The 17729-nt window shown below is 64.2% G+C and carries 11 protein-coding genes; 5 read left to right on the top strand and 6 right to left on the bottom strand.

Going from position 1 to position 17729, the window contains the following annotated elements; translation table 11 throughout:
• Positions 1–31: 31 nt before the first annotated feature.
• Positions 32–1546, top strand: a complete 1515-nt coding sequence (locus ACELLULO517_RS20865) for an amidase (protein WP_227309350.1) — start codon at positions 32–34, stop codon at positions 1544–1546.
• Between the two features lie 113 nt (positions 1547–1659).
• Positions 1660–2373, top strand: coding sequence for a dienelactone hydrolase family protein (locus ACELLULO517_RS20860; protein WP_227309349.1), 714 nt, complete (start codon positions 1660–1662; stop codon positions 2371–2373).
• 21 nt (positions 2374–2394) lie between these two features.
• On the opposite strand, the gene ACELLULO517_RS20855 is transcribed toward ACELLULO517_RS20860, so the two are convergent.
• The 6 genes from ACELLULO517_RS20855 to ACELLULO517_RS20830 all read right to left on the bottom strand — a co-directional run bounded on the left by ACELLULO517_RS20855 (position 2395) and on the right by ACELLULO517_RS20830 (position 13221).
• Complete coding sequence (locus ACELLULO517_RS20855; RefSeq protein WP_227309348.1) at positions 2395–3090, bottom strand: anti-sigma factor family protein; 696 nt, start codon at positions 3088–3090, stop codon at positions 2395–2397.
• Complete coding sequence (locus ACELLULO517_RS20850; RefSeq protein ID WP_227309347.1) at positions 3087–3608, bottom strand: RNA polymerase sigma factor; 522 nt, start codon at positions 3606–3608, stop codon at positions 3087–3089. Before ACELLULO517_RS20850 ends, ACELLULO517_RS20855 begins: the two co-directional genes overlap by 4 nt.
• Positions 3609–3618: 10 nt before the next feature.
• Entirely contained in the window at positions 3619–3927 is a 309-nt protein-coding gene (locus tag ACELLULO517_RS20845; protein ID WP_227309346.1) for a cupredoxin domain-containing protein, read from the bottom strand.
• A gap of 12 nt (positions 3928–3939) precedes the next feature.
• Positions 3940–4878, bottom strand: a complete 939-nt coding sequence (locus tag ACELLULO517_RS20840; protein WP_227309345.1) for a metallophosphoesterase family protein — start codon at positions 4876–4878, stop codon at positions 3940–3942.
• A gap of 111 nt (positions 4879–4989) precedes the next feature.
• Positions 4990–8688 (bottom strand): hypothetical protein, encoded by a 3699-nt coding sequence (locus tag ACELLULO517_RS20835; protein WP_227309344.1) that lies wholly within the window; start codon positions 8686–8688, stop codon positions 4990–4992.
• A 9-nt stretch (positions 8689–8697) separates the two neighbouring features.
• Entirely contained in the window at positions 8698–13221 is a 4524-nt protein-coding gene (locus ACELLULO517_RS20830) for a hypothetical protein (protein ID WP_227309343.1), read from the bottom strand.
• A 390-nt stretch (positions 13222–13611) separates the two neighbouring features.
• Between ACELLULO517_RS20830 and ACELLULO517_RS20825 the strand changes: the two genes are divergently transcribed.
• The 3 genes from ACELLULO517_RS20825 (at position 13612) to ACELLULO517_RS20815 (ending at position 17711) form a co-directional block, all read left to right on the top strand.
• Positions 13612–15378: an HAD-IIB family hydrolase gene (locus ACELLULO517_RS20825; protein WP_227309342.1), complete on the top strand. Its 1767-nt coding sequence runs from the start codon at positions 13612–13614 to the stop codon at positions 15376–15378.
• 393 nt (positions 15379–15771) lie between these two features.
• Positions 15772–16407 carry a hypothetical protein gene (locus ACELLULO517_RS20820; RefSeq protein ID WP_227309341.1) on the top strand — a complete coding sequence of 212 codons (636 nt, stop codon included), beginning with the start codon at positions 15772–15774 and terminating at the stop codon, positions 16405–16407.
• A 74-nt stretch (positions 16408–16481) separates the two neighbouring features.
• Positions 16482–17711, top strand: a complete 1230-nt coding sequence (locus ACELLULO517_RS20815) for a Fic family protein (RefSeq protein WP_227309340.1) — start codon at positions 16482–16484, stop codon at positions 17709–17711.
• Positions 17712–17729 lie beyond the last annotated feature (18 nt).

The following is a 17729-nucleotide window of genomic DNA, read 5'->3' as shown; positions in this document are numbered from 1 at the left end:
GCATCATCACGTCACTTTCGAGGAACACGGCATGACCGTCGAACGGCCTACCTTGTCGCAGATGCAGGATATCGTCGACGACCTCGGCATGGACCTCTCGCCCGAGCGGCTGGAGATGTTCCGGGACCTCATGGACGGCGCCGTCGCGTCCTACCGGATCGTCGATGAATTGCCGGACGAGAAGCCCATCGTCACCTATCCCCGCACACCGGGCTATCAGCCCTCGGCGGCCGAGAATCCGCTCAACGCCTGGTATGTGAAATCGACCGTGAAGGGGGCGCCGACCGGTCCGCTCGCCGGCAAGACCGTGGCGCTGAAGGACAATGTCTGCCTCGCCGGCGTGCCGATGATGAACGGCGCCGCGACGCTGGAAGGCTATGTGCCGGATCAGGACGCAACCATCGTGACGCGCATGCTCGATGCCGGCGCCACTATCCTCGGCAAGGCGCATTGCGAGTGTTTCTGCCTCTCCGGCGGCAGCCATACCGGCGCGCTCGGCCCTGTCCACAATCCGCACCGCCGGGGCTATTCCGCCGGCGGCTCCTCCTCCGGCTCCGGCGCGCTGGTGGCAAGCGGCGCGGTCGATATGGCGATCGGCGGCGACCAGGGCGGGTCGATCCGCATTCCGGCCTCCTTCTGCGGCATTTACGGCATGAAGGGCAGTTGGGGTCTGGTGCCCTATACGGGCGTCATGCCGATCGAAAGCACGATCGACCATACCGGCCCGATGACGGCGACGGTCGCCGACAATGCGCTGCTGCTCGAAGTGCTGGCGGGGCCGGACGGGCTCGATCCGCGCCAGATGGGCTGCAAGCCGGCCAACTATACCGAAGCGCTGGGCCGTGGTGTCAAAGGGCTGCGGATCGGCATCGTCACCGAGGGTTTCGGCTGGGCCAATTCCCAGGCGGGCGTGGACGGCAAGGTGCGCAAGGCCGCGAAAAGGTTCGAAAGCCTCGGTGCGGTGGTGGAGCAGGTCAGCATCCCCATGCATCGCATCGGCAAGGATATCTGGTCGCCTATCGGCAATGAAGGTCTGCTGGCGCAGATGATGCTCGGCAACGGCATGGGCTTCAACTGGAAGGGCCAGTACAATGTCGGGCTGATGGACGCGCATGCGTCCTGGCGCGACCGCGCCAATGATCTGTCCGACACGCTCAAGATCTCGATGATGATCGGCGAGTATTTCACGCGCCATTACCGTGGCCGTTACTACGCCAAGGCGCAGAATATCGCGCGTCGTCTGACGGCAGCCTATGATACGGCGCTCGCCAGCTACGACCTCCTGCTGATGCCGACCTTGCCGATCGTGGCGAGCGAACTGCCGGACCGTGACGCCGATCTGCCGACCTATACGGCGCGGGCCTTCGAGATGATCGCCAATACCGCGCCCTTCGATGTTACCGGCCACCCGGCCATGTCCATCCCCTGCGGCCTCAGCGACGGGCTGCCGGTGGGCGCCATGCTGATCGCCAAGCATTGGGATGAAAGCACGATCTATGCGGCGGCCGCCGCTTTTGAGGCGGCCGGCGACTGGAAAAGCGTCTGATCGAAGGCGACTGCGGCCGGGGGGTAATCCTCCGGCCGCTTTTGTCTTAATCCCGCCGCTGGCCGTACTGCCCATCTCGGCCTAGGCTGCGGGCAAACAAGGGAGCAGCGACCATGACGCATGAGACGATCACGATCGAAACCGAGGATGGCGCCTTCTCGGCCTATCTTGCAAAGCCTGACCATCTGCCGGCGCCCGCCGTCGTCGTCCTGCACGAGATTTTCGGCGTCAATCGGGATATCCGCCAGACATGCGATGAACTGGCGGCGGCCGGCTTCATCGCCGTCGCGCCGGACCTGTTTTGGCGTCAGGAACCGGGGGTCGATCTCAATACCTTGTCCGATGAGGAATGGCAGAAGGGCTTCGCGCTCTATACCGGCTATGACCGCGATATCGGCGTGGACGATATCGTCGCGACGCTGGATGCGGCGGCGGAGTTGGACGACGGCACCGGCATGGTCGGCGTCATGGGTTTCTGCCTTGGCGGGTTGATGACCTATCTGACCGCCGCGCGGCATGACGTGGACGCGGCCGTCGCCTATCACGGTGGCGACACCGAACGTTATCTGGATGAGGCGGACGCGATCGGGGCGCCGCTGCTGATGCATCTTGCGGAAGAGGACGAGTATATCAACAAGGACGCGCAGGCCAGCATAGTCGATGCTCTGTCAACCGTGCCGGACACGACCGTCTACAGCTATGCCGGTCAGAACCACGCCTTCGCGCGTCACAACGGCGCGCATTACAATGCCGAAGCCGCAGCCCTCGCCAATGGCCGGACGATCGCCTTTCTGGCCGAGCATCTGGGCCTGAACGACGAAGACTGATTGCCTGGGATGGGCCAGCCGCTATGCGCCGGACAAGGCGCTTAGCCCTGTCACGAAATCTGAGACGAGCGTCCTCGGCCCGGCGCTCGTCACCCAATATTCGTTTTTTCCATCATTCCAATAGGTGATCGCCGCACCGCGATAGGTCTTTTGTTCCAGGCCATGCGCGGGCTCCTTGCCGGCGGGCCAGGCGCAAAGCGTGATGACCGAGCCGTCGCGGCGATAGGTCGCCACCAAAGCCTTGTGTCCCACCAGAATATCCGTGCGTGACGCGGCCAGCGTGAAGCCCGGCACGACGGGCGGGTTGATCGCCCCTGCCGGTGCCATCGTCTGCATCAGGGCGCTGCGCTGGGCCGCATCACGCACCGCCACGAAATCGGCCAGATGGTCTTTGCCTGGGCTTAGCGTCACGACGAGGAGAGCGGCAATGCCGGCGGCGATGGCCAGCATGCCGATCTGACGCCGACGCGGCCGGAACGGCAGAACCGCTTTCGGCATTGCATCATCGGTCATGGCCAGGATGCGCTGCTCCAGCGCGGGGGAGACAATCTCCCGGTGCAGCCCGGCGATCGCCGCGCGGATCGCCGCCAATTCGCCCAGGCGTTGCATGCAGGCGGGGCAGACGGCCAGATGAGCCGTCAGTACGGCGGCATCCGGGGCTGACAGCTCACCGTCCAGCAATGCATTGAGGTGTTCATGCCTGTCATCGCAGCTCATATCAGGGACTCATCATCGATATTCAGCCAAGCTTTGCGCAAATACTCGCGCGCTCGTGACAGGCGCGACATGACGGTGCCGACCGGCAAGGACAAAACCTGCGCAATCTGGGCATAGGACAGATCGCCGAATTCCCGCATCACCAGAACCTCGCGCAGCCCCTCCGGCAGTGCCGCGATCAGATCATGCAGATGCCGGTTCCGGTCCGCGTGCAGGATCATCTGTTCCGGGCTGGGCGCGGGGTCGGGTAGCGCGCTGAGGTCATCATCATCATCCATGGGCAAGGTGGTGTGGATCTGGTCGCGGTGCAGATTGCGCATGATGGCCGCCATCCAGGCCGCGAAATCCTCGCCCTGGTATGACCGAAAATATTTCAGGGCGCGCAGATAGGTATCCTGCACCAGATCATCGGCGCGGGATCGGTTACCCGTCATCGCCATTGCCATCCGATGCTGTTTCGGCAGCAGCGGCAAGGCCAAAGCCAGGAATTTGGCGCGCGACGGATCATCGGCCATCATGGGCTTCAGCCTATTGAACGATGATCGTTCCGCGCATGTCCGGGTGGATGGCGCAACGATAGGGATAATGGCCTGGCATCTTGAAGGTGAAGCTCCAGCGCGCGCCGGGGTCAAGCGTGCCTGAGTCGAAGCTTTTGCCGTCCAGGGCCGTAGCGGTGTGGGGGACGGAATCATTATTCTGCCAGGAGACAGTGTCGCCGGGATGGATCGTGATGCTGTCCGGCGCAAAGCTGTAGTCGTCGACGGTGACGGCCAAGGTCGCGGCCTGCGCCAGCGGGGCGATCAGCAGCGCGACGGAAAAGACCATTGCTTTCAACATGCCGCGTCTCTTTCAGGTGAGTGTGGTGTCGGTCAGGGCCAGGCGCGTCGCCGTGATATGGCTTGTCGCGCTGGTGATCCCGAGATAGTCGCCGAGGGTAGCCGACGTGATCGTCATGATCGGCCCCGGATGCGCGGCCGTGCCGGGCGCCGGCTGCGGAAAGGCCGTGGACCTTGCCGTATGAAAGGCGATGTTGCCCTCCACCTTCTGCACGATCTGGTGGATATGCCCGTTCAGAAAGGTGACGGACCCAAAGCGGCGGAACAGCGGCAAGGCGGCGCTGGCATCCGCCGTGCCCCAGCCCCATTTGGCGTAGATCGTCCATAACGGGATATGCGCGAAGACGATGATCGGGGTGGAGGCGCTGACCGCCCGCAGATCATCGGCCAGCCAAGCGATCTGGTCGGCGCCCAGCAGCCATTGCCCGTCCGGCCCGCTATGGGTGACATTGGAAAGACCGATGAAATGGACGCCATGATCGTCGAAGCTGTACCAGCCGTCACCCTTGGTCTTCTTGCCATAGCGCGCCAGATAAAGTTTCTTGCCCGGATCGAGCATGTCATGCTCGCCCGGTACGTGATGGATGTCGAGGCCGAGTTTTGCATTGATCGCATCGGCTTGCTCGAATTGCTCCTCCTTGGAGAAATGGCTGATATCGCCGGTATGCAGCATGAGGGAGGGATGGCGCGGCAGCGTCTTTGCCCGGCCGATCGCCGCCTGCAATGTGCCGGGCACATCCTGATAAGGCCCGGCTTTGAAGCCGATATGGTTGTCGCTCATCTGCAGAAAGGTGAAATCATCCTGCAGACCTTCGGCGGCGGCGCTGCCGATCAGCCCGACCGTTCGCGGCACCCCGCCTGACACCGCCCACAGAACGCCTGTGCCGATCCAGGCGGCACATTCCATAACGCGCCGCCGGCCGGGCTGACCGTCTTCCTCGTCTTGTCGCATGGCTTGGGTCTTCCTCTATTGACCCTCCCAAGACTGGAGCTTGCCCGATTTTATTCCCTGTCCGCGCAAATCATTTCAGCAGACGGGGTTTTGCCATGGATAGTCTACTGTTCAGCATATCGCCGGCACGGGCGTGAGCGGGGAGGTGCGGAGAATGCGCCGCTCGCCGAGCTGGCTGCCGACCGGATCTTCCTTGCTCGTGGTCGCGCTCGCGGCCGCTCTCTCCGCTACGGCCTCCGTCTCCGCCACCGCGGCGGCGAGTTGTTTGGACTGCAGCGGGCCGGGCAGAATCTCGACACAGAGGACGCTCAGCGGGGCATTGGCCGGCAGGCCCAATTGGCTGAGCACGCCGGCAATCGCCGATGCCGTGAAGGTCACCGTTCCGCGCGGCTCGCGGTTCTGACTGTGGGCCGTCACCGTCGGTTTGCCGTTCAAGGTCTGCGGCAGAAGTGTCGCGCATTGACGGGACAGCAAAATATTCCGCTGACTGGCGCCATCGGTCTGGGTCACCTGGGCATAGAGCATGAACCACAGCGCCGTCTGCGGGTCCCCGGCGCGCAGGTTCAGCGCCGGCTGCCCGTCCAACAGGGTCGTCGCGTAAGGGGCCGTCGCCGTCACGCCAGTATCATTGCGCCAGGTCGTGCAGGTCAATTGCGGCGGCGGATGCTGGATTCCGGCGACACGCAACGGCCGGCCGAAGCGGCCCTGGGCCGTGCTCCAGATTTGGCTATGGCCGACGCGGAATTCATAGGTCCAGAAGCCGAACAGGTCGAGCGCGTCGGGTGCGATGCCGGGCGGCAGCGGCAGCAGATAATGCAGACCGTCCGCAATTCCCGCGACCGGGATCGCGGCGATCAGCGGCGTCATCGCATCGAGCCCGGATTCGTCGGAATCCTCGCCGGCAAAGATGACGCGCACGGCTTCAGGGTCGATGCCGAGCGGCGGCTCCGGCGCGGTGACCGGCGCGGTGTCGGGTTCAAGCTCGATCGCGAGAAGGGGGTCCGGCCCGTAAGCCAGCACGCGGCCAAAATAGGCGTCGTCATCGCCGTCCGCGATCGGCGCATCGAATTCGATCCAAAGAAACCTGGTTCGCAGGGCGGTGCTGGAATAATCGGCAGCCGGGACATAGGGGCTTTCGATGATGCCTGTCGAGACGATCCGCGGCGTCTGGGCGGGGCGTGTCGTGATCGGCAGACGGAGCGTCGTATAGCTCTGGTACAGTGCAGGCGCGCTCGTGAAACTGGCGGTGACGACATAGCGAAGCTTGATCTCCCGTGGATAGTGGCCGGGCGACGGGTCCGGGCTGATCGCATCCAGAAACACCAGCCGGGTCATGCTACGATCGGCGGGATGTGACAGGTCACCCAAGGCGCTGCCGCCGATAACCGTCGGGAAAGTCAGATTGCCGATCGGGGTGCCGTCACGCGTGAGTGACAGCGCCTGCGGCGCGAATCCTTCCCAGGTCCAGTCGCGCGCGATATCGATGCTGAGCGCGACGATCCAATGATCGAGCAATTCGTTCGAACTGGCGAGCGTGACGGCGCTGCGATCCGGCGCGAGCGAGGCGCGTAAGGCGCCGGATACCGCGAAGACGGTGCGTTGGCCGGGTGATCCGCCGAGCGTCAATCCGTTCTGCGTCAGCCCGAAGGATTGCGCGAGCAACGCGGGCAGATTGCCGCCGGGCTGCAGCCAGCAGGCGCTGAGCTGCGTTTCCGGCTTGAAGGGGAATAGGTCCGCTTCGCTGGTCGCTTCCTTGCGCGTGATAAAGTCGGTGATTGCACCGGCGGGCGGTGTCGGCGTGCCGTAGTAATTGCTTTTGACCGCTGACAACGGGGTCAGCCGCAGGCGGATATCCCGCGCCGTCGGGATCGGCAATAGGGTCGCGCCATCGGGCGGCGGCGTCATGGCGCTGATATCCGGCGTATCGACGTAACTCAACGACAGTGTCACCGTGCCATCGGTCGCCGCCGGAAAAGTCTCGGTCACGGAATAGATGATCCGCCACTTGGCGCCGTCAAGCTCGCCCGGCAGGCTGCCCGCGATGCCGGTGTCATGGTCGGGAATCGCCGCCTCGACGGTGACCAGAAACCGATCGACGTCGGGATCGGGGACGCCGATGGCGCGACCGGATGCCAGCGCCACGTCGATCAGGCTTGTCAGGCTGGCGCCCTGAAATGTTGTCGGCGCAACGCCCGCGAACATCGCCTCGGGATAGCCGATGAACGGCCTCGCCACGACCAGCTTGGTGATGGTGCGCGACGCGAGCGGCTTCGCGGGCAAGGGCGGCGGCGCCGGGCTGGTGGTGACTTCCAGCGACTTGGGTGAGATGAAGCGCCGGAAGGGGCAGGTGGCGATCGGCACCAGGCCCGGATGCAAAGGCGCGTCGGCGACGGCCGGGCCGCCGCCCGTAAGATCCGTCAGCCGCACGCGAAACTGGTATTCATGGCCGTAGAGCGGCGGCGGCACCGGCACGCCGGACAGCGTGCTGAGCGGGGGCGGCGTGGTGCCGGCCGGTGCGGGCGGGTTAAGCTGCGTGACCGTGGGGTCGGCCGTGACCAGGCTGGCGCCACGCCAGGCGGCGAAATAAAGCGGCATCCAGCCGGGGTCCGCGGCTGCCGCTGCGGTATTGGAGCGTGTCGGCGCCGGGTTGATGAACAGCTCCCCGCTGGGCGTATTGCCGATGCCGGTGGCGGCAGCCCCGCTGAACGGCAGCGTGCCGGTGACCGCGCAAAGCGCGTTCCACAGCACAGCCCCGCTCTCGCGCGTATCGACGCGATAGCCCAGCACGCCGAGCGGTGATTCGGGATTGGTGGTGGTATTATTCGCCCGGTCGCGCAAAAGCCCCACCGAGCGGTCGAGCCAGACGGTGACTTGCTCATCGTCCCAGCCGATCTGAATCCCGGCCTCGGCACCAGGCGCCAGGCCCGTGGTATTGCCGGTTGCCGTATCAATGGTCGGCGGCTGATGACAGTGAGTGACCTGCGCGAAGCCGTCATCATAGATCTGGGCTTCAAGATCGGGTGTCGCAAGATTGGCGCCCGGCGCAGCGACGATCGGAAACAGCGCGGCCGCGAACAGCTTGCGGTCGGCGGCAAGCGCGGGAAGTCGGGCGGCATAGCTGCGAATGGCGTCGGGATTGGCAAGATCGCTGACGAAGGGATTGGCGGCGTTGCTGGTATCGATCGCGAAGCTGATCCAGCTCGTATCGGTCAGCAGCGCGGGCGGAATGGTGATCGCGGTCTGGTAGACGAAACCGCAGGCCTGGGCCAGCGCCGGCTGCTGCAGGATATAGGAGATCAATTGGCCCCAGGCGATATTCGGCGATGGTCTCGGCAAGGTCAGGCCCGGGTCCTGAGCTTTGACGGCGCAACCATAGCCGTCGCCGACGACGAAAAGCTCAGGGTTCAGGGGGCGGGAAAACGGAATGGCCTGGGTATAGCTCGGCGGCAGCGCTTTCTTGATGCGCAGCGTCGCCGGCGGCGCCTTGGCGGCTGTCACTTTGCCGGTGGTGATCGTGGCACCCGCCGGCAGTCTTGCTTGCAGACCTTGCAGCAGCGCGACGGCACCGGGCGGCGGCACGGCGGCAAAAGGCAAGGTCAGCGCAGCCGGATTGCCGCTGGCGGGCAGCGCCTCCCCCTGCATCAGCCGCAGGTTCAGGTTCAGCGTGGTGCCGGCGAATTTGGCAAGGCTGCCGACGGCGCCGAGCGGATTGCCGATCGGCAGAACCAGCAGATTGACGGCCAGGGTTTGCGTCGCGGCCGTCCAGCTTTGCGGGAAGGCCATAAGGCTGAGTTCAAGATCGTCGAGCATGGCGGGCTCCTAGATGTCTATCGTAAGGGCGGGCGTGCTGACCGATTGGGAAAAGCTCCAGGAGCCTTCGAAGTCGACGCTGATGACCCAACAGATCGAGATATGGATGCCGACAGCGACCGAGGCGAGGAAGGTGATCGTCTCCGCTGGAAAGCCCATGCTTGTCGATGTGATGACCGGCACCGGCGGGAAGGGCTGTATCGACACGCCGACGGCCGCCGTGAGCGACAGCGAGGCGGAGGCAAGACCCCCCAGAACATCGACCGAGGCCTGACCATTGAGAATGATGATGATCGTCAGCTCGTTGCCGCTGATCTCAAGCGAAACGGCGAGCGTGATCGAGGCTGAGCCTTCCGCGATACCGACATCGATCGAGAGGCCGAGGCCGATACCGCCCTGGATCAGAAAATCCGGCTGGCCCGCCTTGACCCCAAGATCGATGGCGCCATTGCCGGCGAGCGGGGAGACCACCCAGTTGAACGGATTGCCCGGATCGCCGATGCCGACGATGAAATCGGCCGAGAGCGGTGACAGACCAAGCGTCAGGCCAAGGTCGAGGCTGATATCGGACAGATTGCCGAGGCCAAGCGGCAGTGTCGGCAGCGCGAAGGTATCGCGCACGGTCAATTTCCCATTCGACAGGGATACATCCAATCCGGCGCCGAGGCCGCCGGGCAGGAAGCTCGCCAAAGCCTGCAACTTGCTGAGCAGGGTTTTGATCGTATCGAGGGCGGAACCGTAATCGATGGTGAGGCCGGTCAGGCCGGGTTTGCTGCGGTCATCGGCCGCAAAGCCGCCGATGATGGTCAGGATCGGGCTTGACCCGAATTCCGGCACGGTGACCGCGAAGGAGATCGGCGTAATCGTCAGCCACCAGTTGCGACCCTGGGAAGCCGGCAGCATATGCGCCGGATCGATGTTGAAACTGATCTCGGTCGGGGCCTTCCAGGTGCTGCCGTTTTGTCCCTTGCTGGTATCGGCATAGATGAGTGCTACCTGCAGCACGCCGAGATCGATCAGCGTTGTGGGGTCCTCATTGCCGGTAAAGGCGATATCCTTGGTGTATTGCAAACCCTGAGGAATGGTCTGCAATTGCTCGATGGCGCCGGTCAGGAAGGAGATCGCCTTGGCGATATCGGGAAACAATCCGGTGGCGCCGAGCAGGGAACCAAGATCGGCGAGGGCCGGCGCCACGCCGGCGGGCAATTGGATGGACGGCTGGCTGCCGGCCGGGGCGCCGGTCAGGTCCTTCACCGTCGGCTGCTCGAACAGGGTTTTCTGCGTGCCGGTATCCTGCAGAAGACCGTAGAAACTGGCGGGATTGGCCAGGCGCAGCAGATCGGCGATATCGGCGAAATGCCAGGTGCCGGGATCGGCATAGGCCTGCACCAGCGGCACCGGCTTGCCCGGCGGCAGCGCCTGGGGTGCGGTCGCCGTGGCCGCCCGTTTGCCGAAGCCCCAGGCGCCGTCGCTTGGCAGGACCGGGGAGGAGAGCAGGGCCGCCCCGAGCGTGGGGGTGCCCGGCGTCATGTCGAAAGACAGGCCGGAGCAGCGCAGCGCCGTGCCGGCCAAGCTGGCCGTGCCGCCGATTTCGGCGATACAGGCGAAGGCGTCGGTAATCGGCCCGACGGCGCCGAATAGCGCGGCAAGGTCGGTCGCCGCGGGATCGGCCCCCTCGGGCAGCATCTGGGCATAGCCGGTCAGGTCGCGCGCCGGCACCAGCGTGACGGGCTTGCCGAAAGCGTCCAGCAGGCTGGTGGCCATGCCGCCGGTCTTGACCTTGATCCGATAATCGAGCCCGACATCGGCGTCGAACAGAACCCGGCGATAGGTGAAACCGCCGGCCAGCACGGTTTCGAATTCACGGATGTTGCGAACATTGAAGACGCCGGCAATGGCGCCGCGATTGACCAGGTCCTCCGTGAAGCCAGAACTGGGGAAATGGTACAGCCCTTGTGACGCCGCAACCCAGCCGGAATCCTGGCGCTGGACCCAGCCGGCATTTTGCCGCGCGATCGTGACCGTGCGCACAAGCCTGACGCCATAGGGATAAAGAATCGTCTGAGCCTTGACGACCTCATAGGCCGTGCGGCCGGTCACCGTTTCGAACTGCACCTTGATGATGTGGGTGCCTGTGGCCGTCGGATTAAGCCATTCGCTCCAGATGCTCGCGCCATAACCCGCGAGGTCGGCGCGCAGCACCGGCACGCCGCCGCCCTGGCTGAACTGCTGTGCGAAGATGGGGGCGATATCGGTGCCGAGCACAGCCGTGCCATAGCCCGGCGGGGCGCCATCGGCGTAAATCGCCGTCGAACCGCCGAAGGTGGCGTTGGGCTGGTCCGGGTGCGGTGGTTTCAGCGTCAGTTGATAGGCGCCCCCGCCGGCCGCGAATTGCGGCTGGATCAAAGCGAAGACCCCGCCTTCGCTGCCGAACAGCGACGACCGCGGCTGCGTCAACGCCCGGTTCGTCTGCCCGATATAGGCGATCAGCCCGAAGGGCAGGCTGAACTGCGCCGAGAAGGACGCACCGCTGGCGACATTGCCAATGGTCCGCAGCAGAACCGGTTCCGGCGCCGCGCGCACAAGCCGCTGGGTTTGCGTCCCGGTAAGGCTGGCCGCATGCACCAGGGTCGGGACGCCGTCGGTCGCGGGGGCGGCCGCCAGCGCTTCGGGCGGGGTGGCGGCGTCATTGATCATCGGCTCCCACGAGACCTGCGGCAGCGCGAAGCTTTCGATGGCGGCGTCTGAGACGGCGAGGCTGAGGCCGAGGAAGCCAGCATCGACGGCAGGTCCGGCGGCGACCTTGTCGGAACTTGCGCCGAAGCGCACGCCGAACAAATCGACCCTGGTCGAGAGATCGAGCAAGGTCAGGGACTGCCTGGGCAGAATGGTCGCGGCATCGCTGCCCGGCAGCCCCGCCATGGTCAAGGTGAAGCTGACGGTCTCCGACGCTTCGCCCGTCCAGCCGAGCGCCAAGGTCAGCAGCCCGATGCTGCCGCGATCGAGCAGCGGCGCCGGATCGAAGCTGGCGGCATAAGGGTCCGGCAAGGTCGGCAGCAGCCAATTGGCTTTAAGTTGCAGGATCGTATTGGCTTCCAGGAACTGCGTCGCGGATAGATCGGCGACCGGTCCGGCGACGAAGAACAATTGCGGCGCCAGCACACCGATAAGCGCGTTTTCAAGCGCGAGCGAGAAGGATTGGGTCGGTGCCACAGTGGCGCGGGTGAGAATGCTGAGCGTGGTGCTTGTCGCCGTCGCGTTCAGGAACAGCGTGCCGGCACCCGTGATCGGCAATGCGCCGCCGTCGACCGCCAGCGGCCGGTCCAGGAAGACATTCGCGCTGCCCGTCGTCGCCAGCAATTCCTGCCCCGGCAAGGCGGTCAGGCTGGCGATGAACCCGCTCGGGTTGATCCAGGCGACCGTGCTGCGGACGGTCGCCGGCAAGGCCGGCTTCCACAGCGTATAAGGCGTCAGACTGGCGGGGCCAGTGCCGCCCGCGATCACGACCAGCTCCGTCGTATCAAGATCGATCAACCAGCCGCCGATGTTGGCCTTGCTGTTGTGACGCGCCGCGCAGGTGAGAGAGGCGCCTGTGCCCAGTTCCAGCACGAGGGAACCCGCGCCACTCGCCTCGCCCAAAGCCGTGACGGTGGTAACGGTGATCGGCAATGACCAGCCGCCGGCATTGACCTTGGCCGTGCCGGCTGGCGTGAACATCGTCGATATCACCGACGTGAAAGCGAAATTCGTGACGCTGGCCGCACAGGGGATAAGGATCGCGGGAAAGCCCGCGATCGCCTGCGCGGCGCCGTCGGCGAAGGTGAAGCCCACGGTGCTGCCATAGACCGTCAGGCTGGCATTGCCGAGCGACTGTACCTTGGCGGTTGTCGTCGTGAAGATGATCGTCACCGTCGTCGGAAGCGCAAGATCGGCGGCGGTGAAATCCTCGCCCAGCACGCCTGAACCTGACGCGACGGACGCGGTCGCTGGCGCCAAAGTTGCCGTCAGCGTCAGCACTGTCCCTGTGGGCGCGACATAGGTGCCGGATTGCAGCGCCAGGGCGGCGCTGGCGGTCAGCGTGCCGCTGGAAATGCGAAAGCCTGAGAAACTGCCGGCAGCGATGCCAGGCACCATCAGATTGGTCGCGAACCAGACGCTGCCGGCGCCGAGCGTGAAATGCGTGCCGCCGGCGGATGCTTGTCTGATCGGCATGACGCCGAATGGCGTGGCAGCGCTGCCGAAGGCAAAGGGGTGGGAGGTCGTGACAGGAAAATGGATGATGGTCCGGGTCAATCCCGTCATATCGATCAGAGGGCCGATGCGCTCCGTCTGTTGGATGCCGCGCGCCTGTGGCGCGGCCCCTGTGGGATTTTCCACAGTCGCAGACAGGGGATCATTGAACAGCGTGACCGTGCCGTCCGGCGGCGCGGATAAAAGCGCTTGCGCACGAACAGCCTGCGCAAGCGGCGTATCGGTGCCGGGCTTTAGGAGTAGCGGTGTGGCGACGCCTTCTTGATTGGGCTGGTCTGCCATGTCCAACTCCGGAACATTTCGGAATCATTCTATAAAGGAAGTTCCTGGTCACAGCTACGGATTTCGAGGCGTGATTTTTTTGGGTGCAGCACCCGGACGACAACGCCATCGCGCGGAAGCATGCGATTGGCAGACCAAAGGATAGGCCGCGACCGGGATCGCGAAAGGCCTCTTATTATTTATCCATGTCATAATTACAACGAATAGGCGTGACGGCTGATCCAGGCCCTGAGCCGACGCGGGTCGCGTTGATCGAGATCAAGGCCGAACGGCGCTGACCAGGGTAAGAGGCTTGGCCCGCCTCAACAAACCTCATTGTCTGTAAAGGATAAAGCGGAGGAGGCGGATATCTGCCCGAAACAAGACGCAAAGTGATAGTCGAGAACAGATATGTATTTCCTGGCTTTAGCGACGGATTATGACGGCACCCTCGCGCATGATGGTGTGGTCTCGGCGGAGACGATCGCCGCTTTGCAGCGCTTTCGGGCAAGCGGTCGCCGCCTGATCCTGATTACGGGCCGTGAAATACGCGACCTGAAAGCGGCGATGCCGGATCTGACCTTGTTCGATATCATCGTCGCTGAAAACGGTGCGCTGCTATACGACCCGAAGACGGGACGGGAGCGCTTGCTCGGCACACCGCCGTCCCCGGAATTTGTCGCGCGCCTGCGCGAGATGAAGGTCGCACCGCTCTCGGTCGGGCGGGGCGTGGTAGCGACCTGGCAGCCGCATGAGGCGACGGTACTCTCCGTGATCCACGACCTGGGTCTTGAGCTTCAGATCGTCTTCAACAAGGGCGCGGTGATGGTTCTGCCCTCGGGCATTTCCAAGGCGTCGGGCCTGAAGGAAGCCTTATCGGACCTCGGCCTTTCCGTTCATAACACCGTCGGTGTCGGCGACGCGGAGAATGATCACTCCTTCCTCTCGGTTTGCGGCTGCGCGGCGGCTGTCTCCAACGCATTGCCGCATCTCAAGGCCAGTGCCGACATTCTGCTCACCCAGGACCATGGTGCCGGCGTCGCTGAGCTGATCGACCGGATCATCCGGCAGGACCGCGACCTCGCGCCCGTCGCGAAACATGGCATCCTGATCGGTGTCGATGCCGAGGGGCGTGAGACGCATCTGACGCCCGAGGACGGCCTCGTCCTGATCGTGGGACCGTCCGGCAGCGGCAAATCGACTTTGGCGACGACGATCACCGAGCATATGATCGATCGCGGCCTCAGCTTCTGTGTGATGGACCCGGAAGGCGATTACTTCGAGCTGCAGCACGCTGTCTGCGTCGGCAGTGCTGCGTCGCCGCCCAATATGCGCAACGCGCTCAAGCTGCAGCAGGATGCCGGGGTCAATCTCGTCATCAATTCCCAGGCGCTTCCGCTCGCCGCACGGCGAAAGCTTTTCGCGCAGCTGGTGCGTGAGGCAACGACGCTGCGGGCACGGACCGGGCGACCGCATTGGCTGGTGATAGACGAAGCGCATGAGGTATTGCCGGCGGACCGACAGGGTGAGGCGCCGGATTGGCCGGGCGAAGCACCGAACATCATCCTCGTCACGCTTTATCCGGAAGCCCTGGATGCCGATGTGCTGAAGTCGGTTTCGACGATCCTCGCTTTCGGTGACAACCCGGCCAGGGCCTTGTCGCCCTTCGCGGCGATCGCGGGCCTGGCCTTGCCCTTGCCGCTGCCGGCGCCGCGTCAGGGGGACATGCTCTACTGGCAGCCCAAGGCCGGCAAGCCAGCTGCCCTGCTGCGCCCGCCACCGCCGCGCCAACAGCACAGGCGGCATATCGGCAAATACGCGACGGGCAATGTCGGCGCCTGGCACAGTTTCTACTTTCGCGGGCGGCAGGGTCAATGCAATCTGACGGCCCGCAATCTTTATGAATTCATCGACTGCGCCGACAAGATCGATGATGAGACCTGGGATTACCATCTCCGTTCCGGTCATTACTCTGCCTGGTTCCGCGATGTCATCCGTGACGACGGGTTGGCGCGTGACGTGGGCAAGGTCGAGCAGGATCACAGGCTGGATGCCCGCGACAGCCGCCGTATCGTCAGGAAGGCGATCTGGCGCCGCTACGCGGCCCCTTGCGAGCGCTTCGGCTCATCCCTCCAGGACGCTGCGACAGGGTCAGAGCAGGCGCTGTATCGCGAATAGCGCCGGGTGCGACGATGCAAATCCAGCGGACTAAGCCTTTAGTCCGGGGGGGCGGAAGTCAAGGAAAGCCCACCAAATCGACGTGGCGCCCAGGCCAATGAAACTTTGACCGGGAAACTTTTTCGTAAATGAAAATTCTTTTTGCTTCGGCCGCAAATCATATTCCACACGGCTTTGTGATCTGGTAGCGAGCTGAAGCGTCGCCTGTGACAGCGACAATGTTCGAGCAACTACATCGGACCGCCGAGGATCGCGGGTGCAGTCCAATTGCGTTGTAGTTTGAAACCTTATGATCAGGGCTGCTCTCGCAGCGCTTGGGGATAAGCCTGATATCGGCAGGAATTGTGACGGTTATGTTGCAGTGGCAAATGACCCGTCGCCACGGCGCAGTGATTGGCGAAACCTTTGGGATTTAACGATATTACGCTCGATGGCCAGTTCGAATTCACGGAAATGCACCGCCTTGCCATGCTGACCGATCAGGATGGCAGTCCTCGGTTTCGGCGGGTTGACAGCACGAAGACCCTTTCGACAGACGGTGCCGCCGCCATGACAATCGCAGACCAGCCCGCAGGCGCTTTGGACCCCTTCCGGGCGGGGTCCGGTCAGGATCAAAATCTCCATCTTCTTGTCGATGGTCAGATGATCCGCCCGGCGCAAGCTTTGCACATCGGCATAGAGCAGCGCTTTGTCTTCAATCTGCCGCTGGCGCTGCGCGATCATGCGGGCAGCTTCGATACGCGTCTGGCGTCGGGCAGCACGGTCTCGGCCGGCGTTCAGCGCGGCGTCATCGTCGAAAGCGTCGTCCTGTTCCATCATGCCGGCGGCGCGCCGCTCGTTCTGGACATGGCAGCGGACGATCTGCAGGACGGATGGTCGAGTGCGGAAGTCGTCGCGGGCCGGCCGTCACGCTGGACCAATGGCTCGGCCGCCATTCCGGTGACGTCAGGCACGCGGTCGGTCGAAGTGATCCTGGCGGCGGCGCCGGATTTCGAGACGGCGGCCGACTCGCCCGGTCTCGCGGCCTAGGTGCGCGCCGCGCATAGGCCAGCCGGTCTCGGGGACAGGTTTTGTCCGATCCGCACGGCGGCAGACGCAGTCTTATGATCAGACAGGCGCTTGCCCCTGACCGGCGGCACCGGACCATGCGGGTTGCCGGGCAGCCCGATCTTATCCTGTTCTCGCCCCTTGACCTGCCGCGCGCCGTCGATGTCGCGCCGGTCATCTCTCTGCTGGAGCTTGTGCAATATCGTTGCGGACGATTGGCCGCCAATCTGGAAGCGCTGCCCGACGCATCCGCCCTGCAGCGCCTGCTCAATCGTTGGGATGCCGTCATCCTGGGCGCGTCCGGCGACCGGCGCGCGGATTTTTGCGCGCTTCTGATCAGCGAGCAGCAGGGCGATGGCGATGGCGACGCGCTGACCATCCGGCAAGGGCGCAATTATGCGGCATTGTCAGATCAAATTCTGGAGCGAGCGACGCAATCCGATCCGCTGGCATCGCCCGCTCAGGTGGAAGCGCGGATCAAGGCAATGCATGCCAGGCTGTCCGCCAAAACCGCGGCCCAAGGTTTCGGCGGGTCCTTCAGAACGCAGGTGACGGTGGCGGGCGGGTTTGTGCTTGATCTCGGCCGGATCGCGCCGCCCCCGCCGGAGCATATCGCGGCATGCCTGACCGATGTGGCGATGTTCATAGCCGCGCCGCCGCCGATACCCTTGCTGCTGCGCATCGCCATGGTCTGGGCGCAACTCATCGCGATCGCACCTTTCGAGCAGGGCAATCAGATGCTTTGCCAGGCCTTGGCCGCCGAGATGGCGGTGCGGGAGGGATATGCCCCCTTGTTCAACGCGCAATTCGTCCTGCCGGAACAGGCGTGCGCAAGGAACGCGTTGCGCGCGGCCATTCTGGAAGGGGTTTGGGCGCCCTGGTTCTGCTATTTCCTGCAAGGCGTCAATAAAGCAATCGGTAAAGTGCAGGACGTCATCGAAAGCGTTCAGACGATCGCGGCACAGTGGGAGCGGCGTCTGGATGGCACCCGTCAGCATTCCTTCGCCCGTGCCACGGCCCAATGGGCCAGTTGCCAGCCGGCCCTGACGGCGAATGCGGTCCGGGCGAGATTCGACGTCTCCAGCCCGACCGCGCGCGCCGCTCTGGCGCGGCTTGTCGAGGTCGGTATTCTGCTTGGTCATAGTGAGAGCCGCGGCCGCCGCCTTTACGTCGCGCCGGACATCCTGGCTATTTTCTCCGATCAGGCCGATGGGCCGGCGTCGCCGGAAGCCGAGCCGATCTGCATGGTGGCGGCGACCGGCAGGCCGCGTGGGCTTTTTGTTTGACCGGCCAATGAAACATCC

Source organism: Acidisoma cellulosilyticum (assembly GCF_020621385.1).
In the GTDB taxonomy this organism is placed as follows: domain Bacteria; phylum Pseudomonadota; class Alphaproteobacteria; order Acetobacterales; family Acetobacteraceae; genus Acidisoma; species Acidisoma cellulosilyticum.
The sequence above is the reverse complement of the archived record's forward strand: the minus strand, read 5'-3'. Positions and strand labels throughout refer to the sequence as shown.

Coding starts and splice junctions, on each gene's coding strand:
- ACELLULO517_RS20865 (WP_227309350.1), top strand. CDS start 32: ATGACCGTCGAACGGCCTACCTTGTCGCAGATGCAGGATATCGTCGAC.
- ACELLULO517_RS20860 (WP_227309349.1), top strand. CDS start 1,660: ATGACGCATGAGACGATCACGATCGAAACCGAGGATGGCGCCTTCTCG.
- ACELLULO517_RS20855 (WP_227309348.1), bottom strand. CDS start 3,090: ATGAGCTGCGATGACAGGCATGAACACCTCAATGCATTGCTGGACGGT.
- ACELLULO517_RS20850 (WP_227309347.1), bottom strand. CDS start 3,608: ATGATGGCCGATGATCCGTCGCGCGCCAAATTCCTGGCTTTGGCCTTG.
- ACELLULO517_RS20845 (WP_227309346.1), bottom strand. CDS start 3,927: ATGTTGAAAGCAATGGTCTTTTCCGTCGCGCTGCTGATCGCCCCGCTG.
- ACELLULO517_RS20840 (WP_227309345.1), bottom strand. CDS start 4,878: ATGCGACAAGACGAGGAAGACGGTCAGCCCGGCCGGCGGCGCGTTATG.
- ACELLULO517_RS20835 (WP_227309344.1), bottom strand. CDS start 8,688: ATGCTCGACGATCTTGAACTCAGCCTTATGGCCTTCCCGCAAAGCTGG.
- ACELLULO517_RS20830 (WP_227309343.1), bottom strand. CDS start 13,221: ATGGCAGACCAGCCCAATCAAGAAGGCGTCGCCACACCGCTACTCCTA.
- ACELLULO517_RS20825 (WP_227309342.1), top strand. CDS start 13,612: ATGTATTTCCTGGCTTTAGCGACGGATTATGACGGCACCCTCGCGCAT.
- ACELLULO517_RS20815 (WP_227309340.1), top strand. CDS start 16,482: ATGATCAGACAGGCGCTTGCCCCTGACCGGCGGCACCGGACCATGCGG.